Here is a 15,583-nt window from a genome sequence, read left to right as displayed (position 1 = left end):
TCGAAGGCGGGGTGGGTCCGGTTGAGGGGGTGTGAGCGGCATGGATGCCGCGACCAAGCCTACATGGACGTATTTACGGCGTCCCCCTCAACCGGACCCGCCCCGCCAACCCTCAGCAAACCAGCTTCTGCTGTTGCTTTGGCTTCGGCTTGAAGCAGGTGCAGGGCTGCAAGCCCTGCAGAAAACCTCAATTACTCCGGAGGGGTGTCGCGTACCAAGTGGATGTCGGTCGGGGTCGACAGCGGGATGTCCCGCTCGGCCAGTATCTGCAGCAGGCTGAAATACAGATCACTGCGCGTGCCGTACACCTGCCGCGGGCTCGCCACGTAGGCGAAGCTGTTGAACGTGATCTGGCCGCCGCCAATGCTGTCGATGAACACCGACGGCGCCGGCTGCTGCAGCACCGCCTGGTGCGCACCATAGGCATCCAGCAGCGCCTGCTTCAGGCCCGCCACGTCGGTGCTGGTCGGCACCGCGAACTGGATCTGGATGCGGCCCTGGTTGTTGCCCATCGTCATGTTGCGGATGGTCTTGGTGATCAGCTCCGAGTTCGGCACGATCAGCGTCGACTTGTCGCCCACCTGGATCTCGGTCGAACGCACGTTGATGCGGCGGATGTCGCCTTCCTGGTCACCCAGCTTCACCCAGTCGCCGATCTTCACCGGTCGCTCGGCCAGCAGGATCAGGCCCGAGACGAAGTTCTGGATGATCGCCTGCAGGCCGAAACCAATACCCACCGACAGCGCGCTGGCCAGCAGCGCCAGGTTCTTCATGTCCAGGCCCATCGCGGTCAGCGCCCACAGGCCCACCAGGATGATGCCGACGTAACCGGCGATGGTGCTGATCGAGTTGCGCGCGCCCAGGTCCAGCTCGGTCTTGGGCAGGTAGGTGTCGGTCAGCCAGCGCTGCATCAGCTGGGTCAAGCCCACGCCGATCAGCAGCACCAGCACGCCGGTGGCGATGCGGCCGGGCTGCAGCGTCAGGTCCTTGTTGATCGTGATGCCGTTGGCCAGGGCGGCGATGCGCTCGACGATGGTGCCGACGTTGCCGAACGGCGCGGCCAGGGCCAGCAGCGCGATCAGCACCACCAGGGTGCGCAGCACCGCCGACAGCAGCACGCCGGCCTGCTCCAGCCGCGACACGCTCAGGCCGGTGCTCAGCAGAATGGTCTGGCCCACCTTGCTGTCGGCGTTGAGCAGCCAGGTGCAGAGGTCATCGACGAATTTGAACAGCAGCAGCGCGGCCAGCACCACGATGCTGCCGCCGATCAGCTGCTGGTTCACGAACTTGGCGAAGTTCACGTAGCCCAGCAGGGTGGCGATGATCGCGGCAGTAACCGCGAGGTTGCCGGCCACGCGGGCCAGCACCAGCCAGCTGCTGCGACGTACCGGCACCGCCGCGCCCACGCCGTCGGCCTGCGCTTCCAGCTTGGCCTCGGCTTCCGCAGTCTGGCGGCGATGCAGGCGCGACAGGGTGACCAGCATGGCCATGATCAGGCCGAGGTAGGTCAGCGCGATCACGCCGTCCAGCGCCACCGTGGTCACATCGCTGGTACGCGTGGCCCGGTCGATAGCCACCAGCACGGTGCTGAACCAGGCCAGCGCGGCCGCGCCCCAGGCGTATTTGCGCAGCTTCAGCGCGGCGGTGTCATCCAGGTTCAACAAGCGCCACGAGGGCCGCGTGGGCGCCAGCAGGCAGGCGCTGAGCGCGGCGATGAAGGCGGCGGCGAAGCTGGCCGCCTGCACGCCGTCCGCCACGTTCTGCAGGCGCGGCGCAATACCGCCGATGGCATTGAGCGAGGCGATGAACACCACCACCGCGTAGCCCGGCAGCAACGTGCCGACCAGCAGCAGCCACATGGCCAGGCCGGAGCGGCGCAGGCGGCCATCAGGCGCGCGGTCGGAGGCGGCGAAGCGGCGGCCCAGCGCGCGCAGCCACAGGCGCAGCGGGAACATCATCACCAGCGCGGCCAGCAGGCCCAGCAGCGGCGTGCCCCAGCCTTCCTTGTCCAGGGCGGCCACCAAGGCATCGCGGCCCTGCGCGGCCAGCGGCGTGACCCGGGCGATATCCACCGGCAGCTGCTTGGCGACCTTCCGCCACAGCGCGGGCGACAGCGGCGAATCGACCTTCTGGCCCAGTTCCTCGGTGCGCTGCGCGGTGCGCTGCTTCTCGATATCGTTGGCAAGCTGGCCGGCGCGCACGGCACTGGACTTGGCCTGCGCGACCGAAGACGCCAGCGCATCACGCTGGCGGGTGAGGTTGCGGCGCTGCGCCGCCAGCTCGGGCAGCTCGGTGGTGCCCTCCGGCGCCGTGCCCAGCTGGGCCAACTGCTCGGTCAACTGGTCCAGCTGCGGCTGCAGGCTCTTGTCCAGCGCCTCGGCATCGCGGCGCACCTGCGATGCGGTCTCGGACAGCATCGCCAGCGTTTCGGTGGCCTCGGCGGAATCGCGCTTGCGCTCCACGTCCTTCAGGCTGGCATCGAACTGGGCCAGCTGCTGCTTCGGCGTCGGGTCGTCGTCCTGGGCCAGCACCGGCGCGGCCAGCAGCAGCGCACCACACAGCAGCAGCGCCAGCGAGGGGCCACGCATCAGGATCGTTCGGAGGAAGGAAAGCAAGCCAGCCACACCGGTTCGCGCGGACCACCGCGCCTGCGCGCGACTATACGGCACGGCTGGTCACGCCCGCGTAGAGTCGAGCTTGCTCGACTGGCGTGATGCCATTCGCTACGCGAAATGCAGTCGACCAGCGGTCGACTCTACCCAAGCCCTCAGTACTTCAAGCGCAGCTCTTCCACCTGCGGCTGCTGCAGCGCGTACCAATCCTGGAATTCCTCTTCGCTGATCTCATCCGGCGCGTACACAGCGATGGGGTGCCAGTCGTGGTCGGTCGGCAGCGGCTGGCGCGGGCCCGCGCGCAGGCTGTAGCTGACGCCCTCGTAATCCACCACGTCGTCCACCTGCGGCCACTGCTCGCGGGCAAACGCGGTTTCACTCTTCAACAGGATCACCTGGTACATCGGCACCTCCACTTCGCTTGTATGGGGAAAAAACCCGGCGCTGACGCAAGGATAGCGCTGCGCCGGCGACAGCTGCGCCGCCGCGCGGGCGACGCATTGTTCTGGACGTGGGCCTCGCCCCGGCTTCACCTGCCCATGGCGAGCCCGACGGCATGGTGGAGGTCCGTTCCCAAACTGCCTGTCCATGACCGACCACCCCCCGCTGAAGACCGTCGCCGACCTCAAGCTGCCCCGCTACCTGGGCACCTGGTACGAGATCGCCCGCCTGCCCATGCGCCACGAGCCGGAGGGCTGCACCGACGTGTCGGCGCACTACAGCCTGCTCGACAACGGCAACGTGCAGGTGCACAACCGCTGCCGCATGGACGGCGAGGTGGAAGAGGCCATCGGCGAAGCCAGCCCGGTGGACAATGACAGCGCGCGTTTGGCCGTGAGCTTCCTTCCCAAGGGCCTGCGCTGGCTGCCCTTCACCAAGGGCGACTACTGGGTGATCCAGGTGGCCCCGGACTACAGCGTTGCCCTGGTCGGCAGCCCCGACCGGAAATTCCTGTGGCTGCTGGCCCGCGAACCGCAGCTGGATGCCACCGTGCGCGACCATTATCTGGCCACGGCGCAGCAGCAGGGCTTCGATCTGTCCGAACTGATCCACACCCCGCATACCGGCAACCCCACGGCCTGAGCCCACCCCATGGACCTGAAGAGCGGCTACCCCTGGTGGGCCGTGAGCAATGGGCTGATCCAGGCCTTCCCGTCGCTGCAGCAGGATCTGCGTTGCGATGTCCTGGTGGTGGGCGGCGGTGTCACCGGCGCGCTGATTGCCGATGAGCTGTCCGGCCACGGCCACGAGGTCGCGGTGATCGAGCAGCGCGACATCGGCTGGGGCAGCACCGCGGCCAGCACCGCCCTGCTGCAGTACGAGATCGACACTCACCTGCTGGACCTGGCCCGCCAGTACGGCACCGATGCTGCGGAACTGGCCTACCGCGCCTGCGCAGAGGCCATCCCGGCCCTGGGCGAAGTGGCGCGCGGGCTGAAGAACGTCGATTTCCAGCGCATGGACAGCCTCTATCTGGCCAGCCGCCATCGCGACGTGCCGGTGCTGATGGCCGAGGGTGCCGCACGCCGCCAGGCCGGACTGGACGCCCGCTGGCTGCAGCCGGACGACCTGCAGCAGCGCTTCGGCGTGGACGCCGGTGGCGCGCTGCTGACCCGCCAGGCCGCGCGGGTCGATCCCTACTGCCTCACCTATGGCCTGCTCAAGCGCGTGCGCCGCCGCGGCGGCCATGTGCATGACCGCACCGTGCTGCACCGCCTGGACGCCACCTCACGCGGCGTGACCGCGCGTACCGAGGCGGGGGCCGCCATCCGTGCGCGCCACGTCGTGCTCGCGATGGGCTACGCCAACCAGCGCTGGATCGACCAGCGGGTGGCGCGCAACCGCAGCAGCTACGCGTTCATCACCGACCCCATCGGTGCCGACGTGCTGGGCCCGCTGCAGCGCACGATGGTGTGGGAGAGCGCGCGCCCCTACCTGTACCTGCGGGCCACCGGCGAAGGCCGGCTGCTGGTGGGCGGGCTGGACGATGCCATCGACATCCCGGCGCGCCGCGACCGGCGAGTGGAGGGCAAGGCGAAGCAGCTGATGAAGCAGCTGCAGCACTGGTTCCCGCAGCTGGACCCGACCCCGGCGTTTTCCTGGGCGGGCACCTTCGCCGAGACCGCTGACGGCCTGCCGTTCTTCGGCCCGCACCCGCAGTGGGGGCCGCGTGTGCACCTGGCCATGGCCTACGGCGGCAACGGCATCACCTACTCGATGATCGGTGCCGGGCTGCTGCGGGCGCGGATCGAGCGGCGCCGGCATCCGCTGCAGGATCTTTTCGGGTTCGGCCGGGTCTAAGGGGATCCGGGCCTGGCCCGGATCTACCACAAGCCCGCGGCGACAGGCATCATTCAAGCAACGCCTGTTAGCGTCGGCCTGTACCGCCGCGCGTGGCGCGGTCCCTGCCCGTTGGAGCATCGCGATGATCCGTCCCCTGACCCTGCTGCTGTGCCTGGCCAGCCTTCCCGGGACCGTCCTTGCCCAGTCCGCTGCGGGTGCCACGGCACCGCAGTCGCCCGGTCTGGACCTGTCCGTGCCGCAGGCACCGATGCGCTATCTCAACGACCCGACCGTGCAGCAGGACCCGCCGGGCACCTACTACGGCGACAAGAGCGGCCCGCGCGTGCACGACGACGCCCGCATCGCCGACGTGACCGACGACAAGCTGAAGGTGTCCGGCAGCTTCACCACCGGCATCGGTTATTCGAAGGGCTACGGCAACTCGCACTACAACGCCGCCACGCTCAACCTCAGCAAGAACTACACCACCGATGAGGGCAAGACCCACGGGGTCAACGTCAACATCCATGTCAGCGAAGGCAAGGGCCCGGGCTTCGGCCCGTATGGTGGTGGTTTCTATGGCGGCGGTGGCCCGGGTTACTGGGATTACCCGCCGCCTTATGGCTGGTAAACAGCTCCCGCTGCGCTCGCCGGGCATGGCCCGGCGCTACCGTCAGAGCCCACGCTCGGCTGCACATCGCCCCGCCGTTACCGACCTCAATCCAGCCAGCCATCGCGCTCGCTGTGGAGGATCCGCCCGTCATGGCCGCTCAGGCGCACTTCCACGCGCTGGTTGCGGGCGTTGCGTGCTTCCAGCGACCAGGTCGCGCCATCGCGTTCCAGCGAATGGATCTCGCGCAGCCCGTGCGCCTGTGCCTTGGCCAGCACCTGCCCGGTGCCCAGCAGCGCGCGGCCATCGTGTTCGTCGAAGATCTCGCCGGTCTTCGGGTCGACATATACCTCGCTGAAGCGACCATCGGCACGGCTGACATCGGCTTCCCACAGGCCATCATCGCGCTCGATCTCGTGGATGTGGGTGTAGCCGGCCTTGCGCAGGGTCTGCTCGACCTGGGCCATGCCCAGCGGGGCCGCCTGCACGGCGGGGGCGAAGGCCAGGGCGGTGACGGTGGCGAGGGTGAGTGACTTCAACATGGGGGGTCTCCTGTTCGATGCCGGACCATCCCGGCACCGCCACGATGCCGGGTGCGGTTAACAGCCCCTTAGCCGGCGCTGTTAGCCAATGGTTAGCCGCAACCGGCACACTCGCGCCATCCTCCCCGCATGGCTGCCCTCCCCCGTGACGCTGCTGTTCGCCCTGCCCCTGCTGCTGGCCCTGGCCAGCCCCGCGACCGCCGCCCGGCCTGCCCAGGATCCGGCGCAGGATGTCGCGCGCCGGGCCGTGCAGCAGGGTCGCTACGTCGCGCTGGAAGGCGTGGTGCGCGATGCGCTCAAGCGCCACCCCGGCCAGCTGCTGGAAGTCGAGCTGGACGATGGCGTGTATGAAGTGGAGATCCTGCGCGCCGACGGCGTGGTGGTGGAGCTGGACTATGATGCGCGCAACGGCAGGCTGCTGAAGACGGAGCTGGACGACTGATGCGCATTCTGCTGGCCGAGGACGATGCGGCGCTGGCACAGCGCCTGCAGCCGCTGCTGGAACAGGCCGGTTACGTGGTGCAGACCGTGGCCGATGGCCGCCAGGCCGAAGAGATCGGCCAGATCGAGGATCTGCAGGCGGCCATCGTCGACCTCGGCCTGCCCGGGCTGGACGGCCTGAGCGTGATCGAGCGCTGGCGCAGCAACGGCCGCAGTTTCCCGGTGCTGGTGCTGACCGCCCGCGGGCGCTGGCACGACAAGCTGGCCGGTTTCGATGCCGGCGCCGATGACTACCTGACCAAACCCTTCCAGGCCGATGAACTGGTGCTGCGCCTGCGCGCCCTGATTCGCCGCAGCCATGGCCATGCCAGCCCACGCCTGCACTGTGGTCCCCTGCAGCTGGACGTCAACGCCGGGCGCTTCGAACTGGACGGCCAGGCCCTGGCGCTCAGCCCGCAGGAATTCCGCCTGCTCAGCTGCTTCATCCACCATAGTGGCCAGGTGATCGGCCGCGACCGGCTGGGCGAACAGGTCTTCGATGGCGGCCTCGACCCGGATTCGAACGCGCTGGACGTGCTGCTCGGGCGCGTGCGCCGCAAGCTCGGCAGCGACCTGATCCAGACCGTGCGCGGCCAGGGCTGGCGGCTGGCCGCACCGTGAGCGGGCAACCCTCGCTGCGCCGCCGCCTGCTGCTGGCCGGTGGCATCGGCCTGCTGCTGGTTTCGCTGCTGGCCAGCGCGCTGCTGGGCGAACTGTTCAAGCGCAGCGCGCGCGACCGCCTGGACCATGAGCTGCAGCAGGACCTGCTGACCCTGATCGCGCAGATGGAAACCACGCCTGACGGGCAACTGCAGCTGCGCCAGGAGCCCAACGATGCGCGCTTCCAGCGGGTGTTTTCCGGTGCGTACTGGCAGATCGCCAACGCCCACGGCGAGGTGCTGCTGCAGTCGCGCTCGCTGTGGGATGAAACCCTGTCGGCCGCGGCAGCCGGCGAGGCCAACCGCAACCTGCCCGGGCCGCTGCAGCAGGCGCTGCGTGCGCGCATGCAGGAGGTGCGCCTGCCACGCGCCACCGAGGCATATCGGGTGACCGTGGCCACCGACCGCAGCGCGCTGGATGCCGACGTGGCGGCCTTCCGCCAGCGCACCGCGCTGGCGCTGGGCGTGCTGGTGGCAGTCTGGCTGGCGGTGCTGGCCAGCCAGGTGCAGTTCGGCCTGCGCCCGCTGCGGCGCCTGGCCCATCAGCTTGAACGCGTGCGGCGCGGGCAGGCCCAGCGCATCGACACCGATGGCCTGGGCAGCGAGATCGTGCCACTGGGCGAGGAGCTCAACGCCCTGCTCGAACACCAGCAGAGGATGGTCGCGCGTGCACGCACCAGTGCCGAAGACCTGGCCCATGCATTGAAGACGCCGCTGAGCGTGCTGGCGGCCGAGGCCGATGGCGACGGGACGGAATGGCGCACGACCGTGCGCGAACAGGGCGCGCGCATGCAGGCCAGTGTCGACCGCTACCTGGCGGTGGGCCTGGCAGCGGATCATCGCCAGCGCACCGGCGTGGCACCGGCGGCGCGGGCGTTGTGCGGGCTGATGACCCGTGTGCATGGCGAGCGCGGCGTTGTGTTTGGTGCAGAGGGTATCGACGAGGCGCTGCAGTTTGCCGGTGCGCGTGCGGACCTGGAGGAAATGCTGGGCAACCTGCTGGACAACGCCGGCAAGTGGGCACGGCAGCGGGTGTCGATCAGCGCGGCAAATGACGAAGCGCAGCTGCGCATCGAAGTGCGCGACGACGGCCCCGGCCTGGCCGCCGATGCGCTGGCGCAGGTCACCCAGCGCGGCGTGCGCCTGGATGAGCGCGAAGGCAGCAGCGGGCTGGGCCTGGCGATTGTGGGAGACATCGCCGCCAGCTACGGCGGGCGGTTGGCGTTGGAGAACGCCCAGCCAGGATTGCGTGCCACGTTGTGGTTGCCGGTGGGGTGACCTGCCGTTGCGGTCGCCGGGCCATGCCCGGCGGTGCACGATATCCGCCGTCAGCGGTGATGCATCCACCAGCAGTCGATGGCATCCAGCGCGATGTGGATCATCAAACCAATGCCTACCAGCCGGGTCTTCTTCGGCACGCACAGCCCCGCATACACGGCAATCGCCGGTGCGGTGTGCAAGGGGTGGAAGCCGATGCTGCAGCGGTTCGGCGCGTAGATCGGGTCGGCCAGCAGATGGTCGAGGTCGATGATCCAGCCCAGCAGCAACAACAGCCAGGCCGAAGCAAACCGCCTGCGCCAGAACAGCCATGCCAGCAGGGCTGGCACGGCGGCATGCAGGAACAGATGGAAGATCGCGCGCGCGCTCATCGGCGTCGGTCGCGCCGGGTCATCCCCGGCGCATCGCAGACATCACGCCAGCGGTTCGTCGGACAGGTAGGTGTAACCGGTCAGGCCGGCTTCCAGCGCCTGCGACAGTTCCTGTGCACGTTCCGGCGACAGCTCGGCCGCGGCCACACGCTGGGCATAGGCCGCGCGCAGGTCGTCCAGCTTGTAGCCCACGTAATCCAGCATCACGTCGGTGGTGTCACCGCGGCGCTGCTGGGTGATCGCGTAGCCGTCGGCATCGGCCACCACTTCCACGGCATCGGTATCGCCGAACAGGTTGTGGATGTCGCCCAGGATTTCCTGGTAGGCACCGACCATGAAGAAACCGATGCGGTAGCTCTCGCCGTGCTTCATCGCGTGCAGCGGCAGGGAGGTATCCAGGCTCTCGTTCTCGACGTAGGTCTTCACCATGCCGTCCGAGTCGCAGGTCATGTCGGCGATGATGCCGCGGCGGTCCGGGGTCTCGTTCAGGCGCTCGATCGGCACGATCGGGAACACCTGGTCGATCGCCCACGCATCGGGAATCGATTCGAACACGCTGAAGTTGACGAAGTACTTGTCGACCAAGCGCTCGTTCAGTTCGTCCAGCGCCGGGCGGTGGCTCTTTTCATCGTAGCTCAGGCGCGCACGCACACCGTGGGCGATGGCATAGAACAGATCGTCGATGCGCGCACGCTGCGGCAGGTCGATCTGGCCCAGCGCATAGCTGGCCAGGCCTTCGGCATGGAAATGCTGCGCTTCCTGGAACAGTTCCACCGCCGGACGGGTGTCCAGTTCCTCGTGGATCTCGCGCAGATGGCGGATCGAGGCCGGCTCATCGTCATGCTGGTCCGGCACGCGGCCTTCCTGCGCCTGCTCCACTTCAGAGACATTGGCGATCAGCACCGCGTGGTGGGCGGTCATCGCACGGCCGCACTCGGTGACGATGCGCGGCGGGGTCAGGCCGTGTTCTTCGCAGGCGTTGGCCAGCGGCTGCACGATGTTGCTGGCGTACGAGTTCAGCCCGTAGTTGATCGAGCAGAAGCTGCGCGAACGGGTGCCTTCGTAATCCACGCCCAGGCCGCCGCCCACGTCCACATGGGTGATCTTCGCGCCCAGCTGTGACAGCTCGACGAAATAACGGGTGGCTTCGCGCATGCCGTTGGCGATGTCGCGCACGTTGGAAATCTGCGACCCCATGTGGAAGTGCAGCAGGTTCAGGCAGTCGGCGTACTCGGTATCGCGCAGCGACTTCCACAGGTCCAGCAGCTGGCGCGGGGACAGGCCGAACTTGGCCTTGTCACCACCGCTGTTCTGCCACTTGCCGGCGCCCAGCGAGGCCAGGCGCATGCGCACGCCCAGGCCCGGCTTCACGTCCAGCGCCCTGGATTCCTCCAGCACCAGCTTCAGCTCGGACGGCTTCTCGATGACAATGAAGGTCTGCAGGCCCAGCTTGCGACCGATCAGGGCCAGGCGGATGTATTCGCGGTCCTTGTAGCCGTTGCAGACGATCAGGCCACCCGGGCGCGACAGCGCCAGCACGGCCATCAGCTCGGGCTTGCTACCGGCTTCCAGGCCGAAGCCTTCACCGTGGTGGCTGGCCAGGGTGCCGGCCACGCCGCGGTGCTGGTTCACCTTGATCGGGTACACGGCGGTGTAGCCGCCCGGGTAGTCCCAGTCCTGCTGGGCCTGGGCGAACGCCGCCTGCAGCTTGCCCAGACGCTGGCCGAGGATGTCCGGGAAGCGCACCAGCAGCGGCAGCTTGGCGCCGCCGGCACGTGCGGCGTCCACCACCTTGGGCAGCGACACCACCGGGCCATCTGCCCCGGTCGGTCTCACCACCATGTGCCCGGCCTGATCCACATCGAAATAACCATCCGCCCAATGCGGGATCGAGTAGGTCTTGCGGGCTTGGTCGAGGGACCAATCGGTCATTGCAGTCGGCCTTGTTGGCAATAAAAGGGGGGGCATGATAACGCCTATATGCCCACAGGTTCGTTATCATGCGCGCCCGCGCCCGTGGCAGGTCTGAACCTGAACGGGCCGATCCGTCCGGATGTGGCATCTGTGCCACGCGGCCCCGCCCGCCAGCCCGGCTTCAACCCTCCGAACAGGACCGTAATCCAATGACTGACAGCAGCAACTGGTACATCGAACACTTCGAACGCACTGGCTCGGCGATCGGCTACCGCATCACCGGCAAGCTGGACGAGGTGCAGTCGCCGTTCCAGAAGATCGAGATCTTCCAGACCACCGACTGGGGCAACCTGATGACCATCGACGGGGCCATCATGCTGACCAGCAAGGACAACTTCTTCTACCACGAGATGATCAGCCATCCGGTGCTGTTCACCCACGCTGCGCCCAAGCGCGTGGTCATCATCGGTGGCGGCGACTGCGGCACCCTGCGCGAAGTGCTCAAGCACAAGGGCGTGGAGAGCGTGACCCAGTGCGATATCGACGAGCAGGTCACCGTGATGGCGCGCAAGCACTTCCCGGAACTGTGCGATTCCAACGATGACGCCCGCGCCGAACTGCTGTTCGACGACGGCGTGGCCTACATGGCCAACTGCCCGGCCGGCAGCGTGGACGTGGTGATCGTCGATTCGACCGACCCGGTCGGCCCCGGCGAAGGCCTGTTCAACAAGGCGTTCTACGAGAGCTGCTTCAAGGCTCTGAAGGACGACGGCATCCTGGTGCAGCAGTCCGAATCGCCGCTGATGCAGCTGGAGCTGATCAACGAGATGCGCACCGAGATGGGCAAGGCCGGCTTCGGCTCGTTCAAGACCCTGCCGTTCCCGCAGCCGTGCTACCCCACCGGCTGGTGGAGCGTGACCATGGCGCGCAAGGGCGAGAGCGGCTTCGATTTCCGCCAGGCCGACTCGGCTGCCAAGACCTTCAATACCCTGTACTACACCGCCGCGCTGCACACCGGCGTGCTGGTGACCCCGCCGTTCGTGCAGGCGGCGTTGAAGTAAAGAAAAACCCGCGCTGGCGACAGCGCGGGTTTCTGCTGTCTGTAGAGTCGAGCCATGCTCGACTGCTTCTGCGCGAAGTGCGGCCGAGCATGGGCTCGGCTCTACAACACGGCGGGACGCATCCGGTAGCGCCGGGCCATGCCCGGCGAACGTTGGATCAGATCGCCCAGATACCCGCAATCACCGCCACCACCAGGCCCCACTTGATGATCTGGTAGGCCACCACGCTGCGCTCGCGCAGGGCCTTGGCCTTCAGGCGCACCTTGTACACGCCCCCGAAGGCCTTGTTGACGCCACCGGTCGGGTCACCCGGCAGGTTCGGCGAGGCGCCGCCGGCCAGCAGCGTGGACGCCACCGCGCGGTTGAACAGGCCCGGCAGGCCGAAGCGCAGCGGGCGGGCGATATCGCAGAACAGGATCACGCGGTCCTGGTCGGTCTCGTTGTGCGCGTGGTGGATGTAGGTCTCGTCGAACATCATCCACTCGCCATCGCGCCAGCTCTTCTTCACCCCGTCCACCACGATGTAGCAGCCATCGTCGTTGGGCGTGCTCAGGCCCAGGTGCAGGCGCAGCGAACCGGCGAAGGGATCGCGGTGCGGGCGCAGTTCGCTGCCCGGCGGCAGCTGCGCGAACATCGCCGCGCGCACGTCGGGAATCGATTCGATCAGCGCCACGGTCTTCGGGCACATGGCCTTGGCCGACGGGTGCGACGGGCCGTACCACTTCAGGTAGAAACGCTTCCAGCCACGGCGGAAGAACGAATTGAAGCCGGCATCGTTGTAGCTGCTGGAGGCGGCGATCTTCTGCGCATCGCGCAGCGCCAGCGCCTCGTCGCGGATCACCTGCCAGTTCTGCCGCAGCGGCTCCAGCTGCGGAAGCTCTTTGCCCGGGTCCAGGAACGGCGTGGTCGGCACCTTCGAGAACAGATACATGATGACGTTGATCGGAGCCATGAAGCTGGAGTGGTCCAGCAACTGGCGCGACCAGCGCGCGCGGACCTTGCCGCGGTAATGGATGTACAGCACGCAGGCCACGAACAGCGCTGCCAGGACAATCTTGATGATCAAAACACTTTCCTCCAGCGGGCGCCGGACAGGGAAACGAACGATGCGGCCGCGCGGCCAGCACCAGGTTGGGGGACGCGGCAGGGGACGGTGACGTGCCGGTGGGGGCGGCCGCCGATGTCGCGAGTTAACAGCTTATGTTCCGCAGCCGCTGCGCCGGGGTCAAGTTACCCGTGCGCCCTGTTCAGCATCACGTAGCTGAACAACCGGCCTACACTGCCCGGATGCCGGCCCGCGACCCCGCCCCCTACCCTGCCCTCAGCGCCCGCTACGGGATTTCTTCCCGGACCAGCCCGCCGCCATGCCCCGCAGCAAGGCCTTCCACTGGGCGGGGGGCTCGCTGCAGCTGGACCGCCACGGCCCGCCCGATGCCGACGCGACCGTGGTGCTGGTGCATGGCGCCGGCGGCTACGGGCGCATGTTTGCCCCACTGGCGGCTGGCCTGGCCGACGCCGGGCATGAAGTGCTGGCACCCGACCTGCCCGGCTATGGCCTCAGCACCGCCCCTGGGGGCGCCATCGAATACGGCGCTTGGAAGCAGGCCCTGCTGGCCACGCTGCGGCCCCTCAGCCGCCTCACCCGCGGCCTGCGCGTGCCGGTGCGCTGGTTCACTCACATGCAGCGCATGTCGCGCGACCCGGCCCTGACCGCGCTGGTCTGCGCCGACCCGCTGGGCGGCGGCAACCGCGTGCCGCTGGGGCTGCTGGCCTCGCTGTTCGACACCGCCCCGGCGCTGGAGCCCGAGCAGTTCCAGCGCTGCCCGGTGCTGATGCTGCACCCCGCCTGCGACGACTGGACCCCTGTGGCGATCAGCGACCGCTCATTCCAGCGCTTGGCCGCGCCCGGGCAGCGGGTGCTGCTGGAGGCGTGCGGCCACTTCCCCATCGAGCACCCCGGCCTGGACCAGCTGCGCGACGCACTGCTGCCGTTCGTGCAGCGCATTGCCGGCCAGTTGCAGGCAAACCATTGATTGAAAGGGCCTGAAGCGCTAAGTGAGACGAAATTGTCCGATCAGGCGTGACGAACTGTTCCAGCTACGGCCCCGACATTTCTCCGACAAAACGTGGATTAGCGAACTCGGCGGTACTAAAATTCACTTAACGAAAGTTTAGCTACCTCCCCCCAGTCGTACCGGTTCGCTTGACGCTGCAGCGCCACCCACCGGGTCGTCGTCCGAGACCCCGCCATGACTTCCACTGTTTCCCCCTCCCCGTCCTGCGGCGATGACGCCGTGGCCCCGCTGCTGCTCAAGCGCGGTGAACGTTTCCTCGCCCCCGATGTGTACCGCACCTGCCTGGACGGCCGTCCGGCGGTGGTGAAGGACTATTCCCGCTACCGCGGCACGCCGGTTTCGCTGATCGCGCGCCTCATGGTGCGCCGCGAAGCGCGCATCCTGCAGCGCCTGGGTGGCTGGAAGCACGCCCCGGCCCTGCTCGGCACCCTCGGTGGCCTCGCCCTGGGCATGGAATTCATTCCGGGCCAGACGCTCAGCACCGCGCAGGCGGTGGGCAATGAAGTGTTCGACCAGCTGCAGCACGCGCTCAGCCGCCTGCACGCGGCAGGCATCACCCACAACGACCTGCACGGCACCAACGTGGTGGTGAGTGGTGGCGTGCCGGTGCTGCTGGACTTCACCTCGGCCTGGCGCGCCCCGCGCTGGCTGCGCCGCAACCCGCTCAGCCGGCAGATGCGCCGCAGCGACATGAAGAATCTGCTGAAGATCCGCCAGCGCGTGACCGGCCAGGCGCCGAGCGCCGCGCAGGCCGCCCTGGTGGCCGACCCGGGCTGGGTCGCGGCCGTGCGCCAGGGCTGGAAGCGGTTCTACAAGTGGGCGAAGCAGCGCTGAGCGCTGCTGTAGAGTCGCGCCATGCTCGACTGCTCTGCCTGCATCACGCGAAACGCAGTCGAGCATGGCTCGACTCTACAAAAGGCGAAACGGCAGCCGAGCGTGGGCTCGGCTCTACAAGAGCGGATTACAGCGCGTCTGCGTCCAGCTCGCCGGTACGAATGCGCACCACGCTGCCCAGGTCGTACACGAACACCTTGCCGTCGCCGATCTTGCCGGTACCCGCGGCCTTCACGATGGCTTCGACCACCAGTTCCACCTGGTCATCGGTCACCGCCACTTCCAGCTTCACCTTCGGCAGGAAGTCGACCACGTACTCGGCGCCACGGTACAGCTCGGTATGGCCCTTCTGCCGGCCAAAGCCCTTCACCTCGGTCACCGTAATACCGGTAACCCCACGCTCGGCCAGCGCCTCGCGCACGTCGTCGAGCTTGAACGGCTTGACCACCGCCATGACCATCTTCATCGTCGATCTCCTGTATTCCGACGTGGAGGATAGCGCCTGAACGCGCCCGGCGCGAAACCGCCGCCGCCTGTCCGGGCGCGCGGCCCGCAAGTATCCTTATGCGCAGAAAGGCCTGCCAGGCCACGGAGTACCCCCATGATCGACCTGAACCACCTCGATGACCTCGCCCGCCGCCTGAGCGACCTGGTCCCGCCGGGCCTGCGCGAATCGCGCGAGGAACTGCAGGCCACCTTCAAGACCGCGCTGCAGGCCGGCCTGGCCAAGCTGGACCTGGTGACGCGCGAGGAATTCGAAGTGCAGCGCGCGGTGCTGTTGAAGACGCGCGAGAAGCTGGATGCGTTGGAGGCGCTGGTGCGTGAGCTGGAGGGGCGGGATTCAGCCCAGGGCTGAGCGCCCCG

Annotated in this window: 17 protein-coding genes; 10 read left to right on the top strand and 7 right to left on the bottom strand. The window is 67.9% G+C overall.

All coding sequences use genetic code 11. The annotated features are described in order from the left end of the window. Window positions 1–191 precede the first annotated feature (191 nt). Both DCO49_RS01875 and DCO49_RS01870 read right to left on the bottom strand, forming a co-directional pair. Window positions 192–2,588, bottom strand: coding sequence for a DUF3772 domain-containing protein (locus DCO49_RS01875; protein WP_116862560.1), 2,397 nt, complete (start codon window positions 2,586–2,588; stop codon window positions 192–194). Between the two features lie 179 nt (window positions 2,589–2,767). Next, window positions 2,768–3,016 (bottom strand): hypothetical protein, encoded by a 249-nt coding sequence (locus DCO49_RS01870; RefSeq protein ID WP_079223952.1) that lies wholly within the window; start codon window positions 3,014–3,016, stop codon window positions 2,768–2,770. A gap of 184 nt (window positions 3,017–3,200) precedes the next feature. Between DCO49_RS01870 and DCO49_RS01865 the strand changes: the two genes are divergently transcribed. The 3 genes from DCO49_RS01865 (at window position 3,201) to DCO49_RS01855 (ending at window position 5,526) form a co-directional block, all read left to right on the top strand. Next, window positions 3,201–3,695, top strand: coding sequence for a lipocalin family protein (locus DCO49_RS01865; protein WP_116862559.1), 495 nt, complete (start codon window positions 3,201–3,203; stop codon window positions 3,693–3,695). 9 nt (window positions 3,696–3,704) lie between these two features. Next, window positions 3,705–4,913, top strand: coding sequence for an FAD-dependent oxidoreductase (locus tag DCO49_RS01860; protein ID WP_116862558.1), 1,209 nt, complete (start codon window positions 3,705–3,707; stop codon window positions 4,911–4,913). 124 nt (window positions 4,914–5,037) lie between these two features. Further along, window positions 5,038–5,526, top strand: coding sequence for a hypothetical protein (locus DCO49_RS01855; protein WP_108770283.1), 489 nt, complete (start codon window positions 5,038–5,040; stop codon window positions 5,524–5,526). A gap of 86 nt (window positions 5,527–5,612) precedes the next feature. Here the strand turns inward: DCO49_RS01855 and DCO49_RS01850 are convergent, their stop codons facing one another. Next, window positions 5,613–6,047 carry a PepSY domain-containing protein gene (locus tag DCO49_RS01850; RefSeq protein ID WP_116862557.1) on the bottom strand — a complete coding sequence of 145 codons (435 nt, stop codon included), beginning with the start codon at window positions 6,045–6,047 and terminating at the stop codon, window positions 5,613–5,615. Between the two features lie 151 nt (window positions 6,048–6,198). Between DCO49_RS01850 and DCO49_RS01845 the strand changes: the two genes are divergently transcribed. From DCO49_RS01845 to DCO49_RS01835, 3 genes are read left to right on the top strand one after another with little or no spacing between them, the layout of a single operon-like run. Beyond that, window positions 6,199–6,489, top strand: a complete 291-nt coding sequence (locus DCO49_RS01845; protein ID WP_116862565.1) for a PepSY domain-containing protein — start codon at window positions 6,199–6,201, stop codon at window positions 6,487–6,489. Then, entirely contained in the window at window positions 6,489–7,148 is a 660-nt protein-coding gene (locus DCO49_RS01840) for a response regulator transcription factor (RefSeq protein ID WP_116862556.1), read from the top strand. Before DCO49_RS01845 ends, DCO49_RS01840 begins: the two co-directional genes overlap by 1 nt. After that, window positions 7,145–8,464: a sensor histidine kinase gene (locus DCO49_RS01835; protein ID WP_116862555.1), complete on the top strand. Its 1,320-nt coding sequence runs from the start codon at window positions 7,145–7,147 to the stop codon at window positions 8,462–8,464. The genes DCO49_RS01840 and DCO49_RS01835 overlap by 4 nt, the downstream gene beginning before the upstream one ends. Before the next feature lie 50 nt (window positions 8,465–8,514). Here the strand turns inward: DCO49_RS01835 and DCO49_RS01830 are convergent, their stop codons facing one another. Beyond that, the gene (locus DCO49_RS01830) at window positions 8,515–8,835 is read right to left on the bottom strand and encodes a DUF6122 family protein (RefSeq protein WP_116862554.1); all 321 of its coding nucleotides are present in this window, start codon (window positions 8,833–8,835) and stop codon (window positions 8,515–8,517) included. Between the two features lie 42 nt (window positions 8,836–8,877). Then, window positions 8,878–10,767 (bottom strand): arginine decarboxylase, encoded by a 1,890-nt coding sequence (speA, locus tag DCO49_RS01825; RefSeq protein WP_116862553.1) that lies wholly within the window; start codon window positions 10,765–10,767, stop codon window positions 8,878–8,880. Window positions 10,768–10,958: 191 nt separating this feature from the next. Between speA and speE the strand changes: the two genes are divergently transcribed. After that, a complete protein-coding gene (gene speE, locus DCO49_RS01820; RefSeq protein ID WP_116862552.1) occupies window positions 10,959–11,810 on the top strand; it encodes a polyamine aminopropyltransferase in 852 nt (283 codons plus the stop codon). Between the two features lie 157 nt (window positions 11,811–11,967). Here the strand turns inward: speE and DCO49_RS01815 are convergent, their stop codons facing one another. After that, window positions 11,968–12,873, bottom strand: a complete 906-nt coding sequence (locus tag DCO49_RS01815) for an aspartyl/asparaginyl beta-hydroxylase domain-containing protein (protein ID WP_165835661.1) — start codon at window positions 12,871–12,873, stop codon at window positions 11,968–11,970. Between the two features lie 301 nt (window positions 12,874–13,174). On the opposite strand from DCO49_RS01815, the gene DCO49_RS01810 reads away from it, so the two are divergent. Both DCO49_RS01810 and DCO49_RS01805 read left to right on the top strand, forming a co-directional pair. Next, on the top strand, window positions 13,175–13,843 hold the full coding sequence (locus DCO49_RS01810; RefSeq protein WP_116862550.1) for an alpha/beta fold hydrolase: 669 nt from the start codon (window positions 13,175–13,177) through the stop codon (window positions 13,841–13,843). A gap of 216 nt (window positions 13,844–14,059) precedes the next feature. After that, window positions 14,060–14,719, top strand: coding sequence for an RIO1 family regulatory kinase/ATPase (locus DCO49_RS01805; protein WP_116862549.1), 660 nt, complete (start codon window positions 14,060–14,062; stop codon window positions 14,717–14,719). Window positions 14,720–14,846: 127 nt separating this feature from the next. Here DCO49_RS01805 and DCO49_RS01800 read toward each other — a convergent pair whose 3' ends face one another. Further along, window positions 14,847–15,185, bottom strand: coding sequence for a P-II family nitrogen regulator (locus DCO49_RS01800; RefSeq protein ID WP_116862548.1), 339 nt, complete (start codon window positions 15,183–15,185; stop codon window positions 14,847–14,849). A gap of 135 nt (window positions 15,186–15,320) precedes the next feature. Between DCO49_RS01800 and DCO49_RS01795 the strand changes: the two genes are divergently transcribed. Further along, entirely contained in the window at window positions 15,321–15,575 is a 255-nt protein-coding gene (locus tag DCO49_RS01795) for an accessory factor UbiK family protein (protein ID WP_116862547.1), read from the top strand. The last annotated feature ends 8 nt before the right edge of the window (window positions 15,576–15,583 follow it).

It is taken from the genome of Stenotrophomonas sp. SPM (assembly GCF_003105135.1).
Taxonomy (GTDB): Bacteria; Pseudomonadota; Gammaproteobacteria; order Xanthomonadales; family Xanthomonadaceae; genus Stenotrophomonas.
Note: the sequence above shows the minus strand (reverse complement) of the source record. Positions and strands in the feature narration are given on the sequence as shown.

Coding starts and splice junctions, on each gene's coding strand:
- DCO49_RS01875 (WP_116862560.1), bottom strand. CDS start 2,588: ATGCGTGGCCCCTCGCTGGCGCTGCTGCTGTGTGGTGCGCTGCTGCTG.
- DCO49_RS01870 (WP_079223952.1), bottom strand. CDS start 3,016: ATGTACCAGGTGATCCTGTTGAAGAGTGAAACCGCGTTTGCCCGCGAG.
- DCO49_RS01865 (WP_116862559.1), top strand. CDS start 3,201: ATGACCGACCACCCCCCGCTGAAGACCGTCGCCGACCTCAAGCTGCCC.
- DCO49_RS01860 (WP_116862558.1), top strand. CDS start 3,705: ATGGACCTGAAGAGCGGCTACCCCTGGTGGGCCGTGAGCAATGGGCTG.
- DCO49_RS01855 (WP_108770283.1), top strand. CDS start 5,038: ATGATCCGTCCCCTGACCCTGCTGCTGTGCCTGGCCAGCCTTCCCGGG.
- DCO49_RS01850 (WP_116862557.1), bottom strand. CDS start 6,047: ATGTTGAAGTCACTCACCCTCGCCACCGTCACCGCCCTGGCCTTCGCC.
- DCO49_RS01840 (WP_116862556.1), top strand. CDS start 6,489: ATGCGCATTCTGCTGGCCGAGGACGATGCGGCGCTGGCACAGCGCCTG.
- DCO49_RS01830 (WP_116862554.1), bottom strand. CDS start 8,835: ATGAGCGCGCGCGCGATCTTCCATCTGTTCCTGCATGCCGCCGTGCCA.
- speA (WP_116862553.1), bottom strand. CDS start 10,767: ATGACCGATTGGTCCCTCGACCAAGCCCGCAAGACCTACTCGATCCCG.
- speE (WP_116862552.1), top strand. CDS start 10,959: ATGACTGACAGCAGCAACTGGTACATCGAACACTTCGAACGCACTGGC.
- DCO49_RS01810 (WP_116862550.1), top strand. CDS start 13,175: ATGCCCCGCAGCAAGGCCTTCCACTGGGCGGGGGGCTCGCTGCAGCTG.
- DCO49_RS01805 (WP_116862549.1), top strand. CDS start 14,060: ATGACTTCCACTGTTTCCCCCTCCCCGTCCTGCGGCGATGACGCCGTG.
- DCO49_RS01800 (WP_116862548.1), bottom strand. CDS start 15,185: ATGAAGATGGTCATGGCGGTGGTCAAGCCGTTCAAGCTCGACGACGTG.
- DCO49_RS01795 (WP_116862547.1), top strand. CDS start 15,321: ATGATCGACCTGAACCACCTCGATGACCTCGCCCGCCGCCTGAGCGAC.